This window comes from Luteitalea sp., assembly GCF_044337415.1.
Classification (GTDB): domain Bacteria; phylum Acidobacteriota; class Vicinamibacteria; order Vicinamibacterales; family Vicinamibacteraceae; genus Luteitalea.
Window position 1 is genome coordinate 39955 of sequence record NZ_JBIINP010000020.1, and the last position, 9061, is coordinate 49015.

Consider the following 9061-nt stretch of genomic DNA (forward strand, 5'->3'; position numbering starts at 1 on the left):
CGTTTCCATCACATCGGCGATCCGGTACACACCGTGCAACTGCCTTTCCGTCCCACGGAAGGGACGAGCCGGCACATAAGTTCCATTCGGCTTCCTTTCCCTTGCGGACGTCGCCCCCACATTAGGTGGGGTCGCGGACTTCAGGAGGGTAGGACATGATTCGTCGCGCACTCTGGGTGCTGCTTGCCGCGGTGCTCTGCGCAACCCCGGCGCTCGCCCAGGAAACCACGGGCCGCATCGAGGGTACGGTGGTCGACACCTCAAATGCGGCCATCCCCGGCGCCACCGTCAAGATCGAGGGTGGGGCGGTCAACCAAATGGCCGTGACCGACGGGGAGGGTAAGTTCTCCTTCGCCGCGCTGCCCCCGGGTACGTACCGGCTCACGACCACACTGCAGGGCTTCAAGACGTCGGTGGTTGACGACCTGCAGGTCGCGATCGGCAAGTCCTCCATGCTCAATGTGTCGCTGAGCGTGGGCGGCGTGGCCGAACAGGTGACGGTCGAGGCGTCGGCGGTCCGCGTGGACACGGCGCAGACCACCATCCAGACCAACGTGACGGCGGCGGCCATCGAGAACCTGCCCAAGGGCACCAACATGGGCAGCCTGCTGAAGCTCTCGCCGGCAGCCCGCGCTGAACCCCTCAGCGGGCAGTACCAGATCGACGGCGCCAGCGGCTCCGAGAACTCGTTCGTGATCGACGGGCTCGAGACCAGCAACTTCCGGACGGGCGTGTTGAACGTCAACAACAACCTCCCGTTCGAGTTCATCCAGGAGATGTCGATCAAGACGTCCGGCTTCAACGCCGAATTCGGCGGGGCGACGGGCGGCGTGATCAGCGTGGTCACCAAGAGCGGCACGAACCAGTTCCGTGGCATGGCCGGCGTGGAAATCGAGACCGATGGCCTGAACGGTGACCCGCGCGGCCGCCTCAACCGCTTCCGCAGCGGCACGGGCGCCAACTTCGTCCAGGTGAACGAGTACCTGAACGACAAGACGGACAAGTACAGCAACTACTACCCGGCGTTCGGCCTCGGCGGTCCGATCCTGCGCGACAAGGCCTGGTTCTTCGCCAGCTATTCGCCGCAGATCTTCAACGAGGAGCGCACGACCGAGTACTTCACGTCCGATCCCCGCACGCGCACCAAGACGAGCGAGACGACCTACGAGCGTCAGCGCAAGGCCGAGTACTTCCAGGGCCGCGTCGACGCACAGCCGCTCAACACGCTGCGCCTGACCGGTACCTACACCTACAACCCGTACATCGAGGACGGCCTCTTCCCGCACAGCCAGATCTCGCTGGGCAACTCGGCGCCGTCGGTCAACTTCGGCGGCTCGACGGGCATCCTCACGGGCAATGACCTCACCTCGAAGCAGGGCGGCAAGCAGGACGGCAACAACTTCTCGGTGGGCGCCACCTGGACGCCGGGCAGCCGCGTGGTGTTGAGCTCGCGCGTCGCGCGGGGCTACCTCAACGAGCGCCTGAACTCGCAGATGATCCCTAACGAGACGCGCTTCCGCTGCGTGGGCGCCGCCCCGCCGACCGGCGCGGGCTGCTCGCTCGGCTTCGACAACCTGCCGTCGGGCAATTCGCAGGTGACCGAGGACAGCTCGGAGCGCTGGACCGTGGACTCGAGCGCGGCGTTCTTGGTGGACGGCTTTGCCGGCCGTCACGAGTTCAAGGTCGGCCACCAGTACTCGCGCGTGGCCAACGACGTCAACCGCGGCTACGCAGACCTCGGCCGCATCGACATGTACTACGGCTACTCGATCAACGACCTGACGGGTCGTGACGACCCGGACACGCCGGGCGCCATCGGTGCCGGCCTCGCGCTCCGCTTCGGCACGGTCGGTGCGGCCGCCAACACGGCCAACTCGATCTACTTCCAGGACCGCTGGCAGCCGACCAACCGCCTGACGATCAACGCAGGTGTGCGCATGGAGAAGGAAGACCTGCCGTCCTTCAACGGCTACGCGCCGCCGATCAACTTCGGCTGGGGCGACAAGGTGGTGCCGCGCCTCGGCGTGGCCTATGACCTGACCGGTGACGGCCGCACGAAGCTGTTCGGCTCGTTCAACCGCTTCCAGGACCGCCTGAAGTTCGAGCTGCCGCGCGGCTCGTTCGGTGGTGACTTCTACCGGGTCGACTACTTCGAGATCTTCCCGCAGAACGCCAACTACAACTACTACACGCTGAGCCGCGTGCTGGGGAACAACACGGACGTCATGGGCGGCAAGTGCCCGATCGTCGGTGGCTCTGGACTCTCGCGCTGCCAGTACGACTACCGCATCGCGTCCAACGACCCGAACGCCGACATCTACACGGGCAAGGTGGACCCGGATCTCGAGCCCTTCACGCAGACCGAGTACACCGCAGGTCTCGAGCGCGAGCTCTTCAGCTCCTACCTGGTGAGCGTCCGCTACACGCGCAAGACGGTGGACAACGCCATCGAGGACGCCGGCTTCCCCACGGCCGAGGGCTCCGAGGCGTACATCATCGGCAACCCGGGCCGGGGCCTGCACGCCTCCACGGCGCAGCAGTTCGGCTACGCCAAGACGACGACGCCCGAGCGCATCTACGACGCGCTCGAGACGCGCCTCGAGCGCCGGTTCGCCAACAACTTCCAGTTCACGGCGGCCTACACCTACAGCAAGCTCCAGGGCAACTACTCGGGTCTCGCGAGTTCGGACGAGAACGGCCGCACCTCACCCGGTGTGAACCGCTTCTTCGACCTGCCGCACCTGGGCTTCACCACGTCGGGCGCCCCGGACAACGGCGTGCTGGCGACGGACCGTCCGCACGTGCTGAACCTGTTCGGCTCGTACCTGTTCAACTGGGGCGGCAGCCAGTCGACCAACATCGCGGCCTTCACGACGTTCCAGTCGGGCACGCCGCAGACGACCTTCTACACGTTCTACGCCGCGGCAGTCGCCTACGGTCGTAACGACATGGGCCGCACGCCCATGTTCACGAACACGGACCTGATGCTCTCGCACCGGATGCGCTTCGGCAGCCGCTCGGTGTCGCTCGAGCTCAACATCCTCAACCTGTTCAACGAGGCCAACGTGCTCGGCTTCTACAGCAACAACGCAGGCGTGAACCCGTCGCTCGGCACCCTCGGCCTCCCGGCCAACATCGACGACGAACCGAAGGCGCTGAACTACCTCCTGACCAACGGCATCACGGATCAGTACAACGCCTACCTGAACAACCCGGCGGCGCCCCAGCGCAAGGACACGGCCTACGGCATGGCCAACTCCTTCCAGGGCATCCGCACGGTGCGGTTCGGCCTGAAGTTCCAGTTCTAGCCCGCCTCCGGTCGCTCCGCGACCTCGGCTGGCAACGCTCACTGCCGAACGTCCTCACGGACGTTCGGCAGAGTTCTAGTCAGGACACACACGAAGGGCCCGGTGGGAACTCCCGCCGGGCCCTTTCTGTTTCATGTTCGGCCGTCGTCCTTCGTCCTTCGGCATGAGGCATGAGGCATGAGGCATGACTCATGAGGAATGTGCCCCCTACACCTGCTCCGTGTCCATCTGCGCGCGCTGCAGCTTGCCGCTGAAGTCGACGTAGATCGACTTCCACTCGCTGAACACGTCGAGCGCCGCGCCGCCCGCCTCACGGTGCCCGTTGCCGGTCGCCTTCACGCCGCCGAACGGCAGGTGCACCTCCGCGCCGATGGTCGGGGCGTTCACGTAGAAGAGGCCCGTGTAGACATCGCGCATCGCCGTGAAGGCGTTGTTGATGTCCTGCGTGTAGATGGCCGCCGAGAGGCCGTAGGCCACGTCGTTGGCCACGGCAATCGCCTCGTCGAGCGAGCCGACCTTGATCACCGACACGACGGGCCCGAAGATCTCCTCCTTGGCAATCCGCATCGACGGCGTGACGTCGGCAAAGATCGTCGGCTCGTGGAAGCACCCGCGCGCGTGGGCGCCCTCCGCGAGCCGTGAGCCGCCGAGCACGAGCCGCGCCCCCTCGGCGCTGCCGATGGCGACGTACTCCATCACCTTCGCGAGCTGGTCCTCGTGGATGGACGGCCCCATCTGCACGCCGTCCTGCCGGCCGTCGCCCACCACGAGTTGCCGCGCCCGCGCCACGAAGCGCTCGAGGAACTGGTCGTACACCTTCTCGTGGACCACCACGCGACTCGCCGCCGTGCAGCGCTGCCCCGTCGTGCCGAACCCGCCCCACACCGCCCCATCTACCGCCAGCTCGAGCTTCGCGTCGTCCATCACCAGGATGACGTTCTTGCCGCCCATCTCGAGGTGGACCTTCTTGAACGTGCGCGCACAGGTCTCGTTGATGCGGCGCCCGGTCTCGGTGGACCCCGTGAACGACACGACCGACACGTCCGGGTGCTCGACGATGGGCGCGGCGGCGCCGGGGCCGTCGCCCATGACCAGGTTGACCACGCCCGGCGGCAGGCCGGCGTCGATCAGCGTCTGCACGAAGTTGATCGCCGTGAGCGGCGCTTCCTCGGCCGGCTTGAACACGACCGTGTTGCCGCAGACCAGCGCCGGGAGGATCTTCCAGGAGGGTACGGCCATCGGGAAGTTCCAGGCGGTGATCATCCCGCACACACCGATGGGCTGCCGGACCGACATGGCGAACTTGTTGCGCAGCTCCGACGGGGTGGTCTGGCCGAACAGCCGGCGCCCCTCCCCCGCCATGAGGTAGCTCATGTCGATGGCTTCCTGGACGTCGCCGGCCGTCTCGGCCAGGACCTTCCCCATCTCGCGGGTCATGTCGTCCGAGAACCGGTCCTTGCGCTCCTTGAAGAGCTGGGCGGCCCGGTACAGGATCTCCGCCCGCCCGGGCGCAGGGACCAGCCGCCACGACGCGAACGCCTTCTTCGCGGCGGCCACCGCCGCGGCGACGTCCTCGGCCCCGGACTGGGGAAACAGGCCGATCAGGTCGTCCCTGTCGGCCGGATTGCGGTTCTCGTAGGTCGCGCCGGAGCGGGCCGGGACCCATTGGCCGTCGATGTAGTTGGTGAAGGTGTGCGCCACGGCGCTATTCTAGGCTGCAGCCCGGTCATCCGCCTGCCGATTCCCGGCAATGAGCGGGTGCCCCCGGCCGCCGCCTCCGACGCCTCATGTCCATCGAACAGCGCCAGCGCCCCCGCATCCCCCTGCCCAACGGCCTCAGCGGCGAAGTGACCGTGTATCGGCCGCTGTCGGTGAGCGACCTGTCGGCGTTCGGCGCCCGAGTCGAGACGCCCGAGCCGCTCCGCGTCAACTCGGTGCGGGCGTTCCGGCTCAACCTGGGCGAGCAGACGGTGGTCCTCAAGGGTCGGGTGTGCCACGCCAGCGTGCGCGCCCTCGACGACCACCTGGTGGTCTACACCTCGGGCATCGAGTTCCTGGACGTGCCACCGATGGCGCGCCTGGCCATCGAGCGCTTCCTCGAGCGCGTCGGCGGCCAGGTGATCACCGCCGAGCACGGCGAGATTCACTAGGGGCCGGGTCCCGGGTACAGGGTACCGGGTACGGCACAGCTCCTCTCAACCAAAGATCGCCTGTCGCCGGCCGCCTGTGGCCCTCGGCGGCTTCGGGCAGCTGCATGGCACGCCATCGACCGCCTGGCTCCTCCGTTCCCGGACGTGGCGATGTGCGCCCCGCGCTTCATTCTGAACTTCGAATTCCGAATTACTGCTTCGTCCTGATTTCGACCTTCCCTCGCGGCGGATTGACGTAGGCGGCCACCAGGCTCTCGTGGCCGGCGGGGCCGACGGCCGCCACGCCGAAGACGTGATCGTCGATGGACACATCGGGCAGGACGATCTCGGTCACGTTGCCCACGTGGCGCTCGAACTGCCACTCGCCGGCGCCGGCGTCTCGCCAGAAGATCCGGTAGCCGGCTGCGCCGGCCGACGCCTTCCAGCGAAGGCGCGCGTCGTAGCCGCTCGGGTTGCGGTCGAGCATCGGGGCGCCGCGCTCGGTCGTCACCACGGGCGCTGCGGGCGCAATCGCGAGGGCGGCCACCCCGGCGATGTTCACCCGCGTGTTCCGGGCCAGGTACACGGGGTCGACGCCGTCCGGCGTGTCGGCGACGAGGTGCTGGCGGCTGTAGTCCTCGTTGGCCTCACTGAAACGCACGCCCGTATACCCGCGCTGGTTGAACGCGGTATGGTCGCCACCCCGCCCGAACCGGTCGTGCCGCGCGATCAGCCGCACCGTGTGCGACGGCACGTACCGCGCCGCCGTCCGCTTGATGTAGCGCGCCAGCTGCCGCGACCCGGAGTCCTCCGGCCCTTCGGCGAACACGCGCACCGACTCTGCATCGACGATCCCGTTGCCGCCCCGCGAGTTGCCGACGATGTCGTTGTTGAAGACGGCGTCGATGGCCACGCGCTCGGCGAGGGCCTTCTGCGCGTGCAGGTGCGCGCCGATCAGGCCCTGCTCCTCGCCGGCGAACGCCACGAACACGAGCGTCGCGTCGAACTCGAGCCCGCTCTGCGCCAGCACCCGCGCCGCCTCCATCGCCACCGCCGTTCCGCTGCCATCGTCGTTGGCGCCGGGGGCCGGGAGGTCGCCGTTGGCCCAGTCGAACCCACCATTGGCCGACGCCGGACGCGGGCTGCCCGACGCCGGGGCCGGCGCGGCCGCCGGGCGCTCGGGCCGGGCCACGGAGTCGTAGTGCCCGCTCACGTAGACCCTCCGGGGCGACGTCCCAGGCAGGATCGCCACGACGTTGCGGATGCGTACGTCGCGCAGGATCCGGTCGCCCTGGGCCGGGATCTCGTAGTCGTCGAAGGCGACCTGCAAGCGCGGGCTGGCGGCCACCAACTGGTCGTGAATCCACTGCGCTGCCGCGCCAATCCCGCGAGCCGGGTCGGTCTGGCTCGAGAGCGTATGGCGCGTGCCGAAGGACGCGAGCTTCTCGACGATGGCCTTCAGCCGGTCGGGGGACACCTGCGCGACCACGCGCTCGATGCGGGGATCGGCGTCCTGGGCGGCGGCGGGCAGGGCGGAGGCGAGCGTCAGGCACGACGCCAGAAGAGCAAGGCGAACACGCATGTCGGCAAGCTTACCCATAGAGACCGGGTACCGGGTACGGGGTACCGGGTACGGGGTACCGGGTATCGGGTATCGGGTATCGGGTATCGGGTATCGGGTATCGGGGAGCGGGCGTGGTGCGCCGGGTCCCGCCGACTCGAGGTCGACGGTCAGACGGTCAGACGGTCGCGCGAGGCGCTGCGGGGGTCAGCGGGCGCGGACGTGCTGCAGGTAGTCGCCAGACGGGACGCGCTGTGCGCCGCCGAGGGGGGCGTTGTAGAAGTACACCCACGCCTCGAGCGTCTCGCCTGAATCGAGCTGCACCGGCGACAGGTGGCGGGTGTAGAGGCTCTGCTCGGGATGGCCTTCCCGGTAGCCCTCGATCTCGTCGAGCGCTGCCAGCACGCCTGCGGGGTCGTCCATGTCGTACACCTCGCCCCACACACAGCCGTCGGGATCGGGGATGGCGGCTGGATAGATGCCGAGGTCGTACAGGGAGGCGCGGATCCAGCCGCGGCGGCGGTGGCGCAGCTTGCCCTCGATGCCTGCCCGGCGGCGACGGTCGAAGCCCGTCATGAGGGTGCCGTAGAAGAACGCAGCCGTGCTCACGATGCCTGGTTCCCGGAGGGGGGTGCGAGCGAGGGAAGGCCGCTTGCAGCCGCGTATGGCATGTCCGGGAATCTCGAAGTCTAGCAGAAAAGCTACGGGCCGGGCCGAGGTTGCCCTCGGGCCGGCCCGCGTGTGTGTGGCGTGCGTGGACGCGCGCTCAGTTCTCGGCGGTGCGGTGCTTGTCGTGCAGCTGCTTGAGGTGCTCGCCGTGCACGGCCGAGGCCTGCTTCACGATGACGTCGAGCATCTCCGCGGGCAGGGTCATGTGGACCGCGACGCCGCTGCCGGTGCCCTCGACGCTGACCGTGTTGAGCAGCGGCTTGAACTCGGGCTTGGACTCGAGCTGGAGGCGGGCCAGCGCCAGCACGCCCTGGACCACATCGCGCATGTTCTTGCCGGCCTCGTCGTCCTTGCCCTCGGCGCGGATGGTGGCCGTGAGGCCGCCGTTGAGGTGGCCAGAGGCGGCGAACCACTTCACCTCGGGCATCTGCTGGCCGAGCACCTGGACGCCGGGGTCTGCCCCGACAGAGGCGCCGAGCACCTGCGGGCGACCGATGGCCCAGACCGTCGAGTTCTGGTCGACGCTCTCGAGCATCCGGACGAACTCGCCGTCGCTCGTGATGCTGGCCGTGCCCTCGCCCGCGTTGCGGTCGATGGCGGCCTTGACGGCCGAGTCGGACCCGACGATCACCAGGCCGGCGTTGACCAGCGCGATGCGGGGCGACTCGCCCTTGTCTTCGGGGGCCACGAGCAGCCGGGCACCCTTGTAGTCGGTGAGCTGACCGCCCTTGCTGGTGACGAGCGCCTCGATCTTCGCGATGTCGAACCGGCCGCGGAGGGCCACAAAGCCGCTGCCGTGCCCGGTGGCGCCCTCGGCGCCGGGGCTCATGGCGGCAATCACGGCGTCGATGTCGCGCTCGACGTCGATGCCGGTCTGCTCCTGGAACTCCTGGCGGCCCTTGCCCTCGTTGTCCATGAGGGTGTTGAGGCGCTGGCGGAACTCCGAGGTCATCACGCCCTGCACGTTGGCGTAGGCGACCATCGCCGCGCCGGCAGGGACGAGCGACAGCTCATCGGGTCCCGTGTTGCTGGCGAGCGCGCGGGGCATGCCGCCCATGTAGGCGACGGTGCCGGCGGCGAGGCCCGCGGTGAGAATGGCGGCCGAACCGAAGAGGAAGTAGCGGGTCTTTGCGGTGCTCATCGGAGGATCAACTCCCTGTATAGCCACTGTAACGTACCCGGCTCCCCCGAGGTTCCATGGACGGGGTGGTGGGGTGGGACGAACCGCACGGGCGGGGTACCGGGTAGCGGGGAGCGGGTATCGGGTAGCGGGTAGCGGGTAGCGGGTAGCGGGGTGGCGGGTGGCGGGCGGTATCACCTTGGATAGTCCACCGCCGACACTCCAGCCCTTCCCGTGACCCGCTCCCCGCTCCCCGTCCCGGTTACTGTTCCAG

Annotated in this window: 6 protein-coding genes; 2 read left to right on the top strand and 4 right to left on the bottom strand. The window is 68.4% G+C overall.

Features of this window, described 5'->3' with window-relative positions; genetic code table 11:
- Nucleotides 1-155: 155 nt before the first annotated feature.
- A complete protein-coding gene (locus ACIRDX_RS05860; protein WP_396624473.1) occupies nucleotides 156-3308 on the top strand; it encodes a TonB-dependent receptor domain-containing protein in 3153 nt (1050 codons plus the stop codon).
- A gap of 207 nt (nucleotides 3309-3515) precedes the next feature.
- Here ACIRDX_RS05860 and ACIRDX_RS05865 read toward each other — a convergent pair whose 3' ends face one another.
- Nucleotides 3516-5009 carry an aldehyde dehydrogenase family protein gene (locus ACIRDX_RS05865; RefSeq protein WP_396624474.1) on the bottom strand — a complete coding sequence of 498 codons (1494 nt, stop codon included), beginning with the start codon at nucleotides 5007-5009 and terminating at the stop codon, nucleotides 3516-3518.
- 86 nt (nucleotides 5010-5095) lie between these two features.
- Between ACIRDX_RS05865 and ACIRDX_RS05870 the strand changes: the two genes are divergently transcribed.
- On the top strand, nucleotides 5096-5458 hold the full coding sequence (locus ACIRDX_RS05870; RefSeq protein ID WP_396624475.1) for a PilZ domain-containing protein: 363 nt from the start codon (nucleotides 5096-5098) through the stop codon (nucleotides 5456-5458).
- A gap of 190 nt (nucleotides 5459-5648) precedes the next feature.
- Here ACIRDX_RS05870 and ACIRDX_RS05875 read toward each other — a convergent pair whose 3' ends face one another.
- The 3 genes from ACIRDX_RS05875 to ACIRDX_RS05885 all read right to left on the bottom strand — a co-directional run bounded on the left by ACIRDX_RS05875 (nucleotide 5649) and on the right by ACIRDX_RS05885 (nucleotide 8808).
- Nucleotides 5649-7019, bottom strand: a complete 1371-nt coding sequence (locus tag ACIRDX_RS05875; RefSeq protein WP_396624476.1) for a M20/M25/M40 family metallo-hydrolase — start codon at nucleotides 7017-7019, stop codon at nucleotides 5649-5651.
- A 186-nt stretch (nucleotides 7020-7205) separates the two neighbouring features.
- Nucleotides 7206-7607 carry a gamma-glutamylcyclotransferase gene (locus tag ACIRDX_RS05880; RefSeq protein ID WP_396624477.1) on the bottom strand — a complete coding sequence of 134 codons (402 nt, stop codon included), beginning with the start codon at nucleotides 7605-7607 and terminating at the stop codon, nucleotides 7206-7208.
- 157 nt (nucleotides 7608-7764) lie between these two features.
- Nucleotides 7765-8808 carry a hypothetical protein gene (locus ACIRDX_RS05885; protein WP_396624478.1) on the bottom strand — a complete coding sequence of 348 codons (1044 nt, stop codon included), beginning with the start codon at nucleotides 8806-8808 and terminating at the stop codon, nucleotides 7765-7767.
- Nucleotides 8809-9061 lie beyond the last annotated feature (253 nt).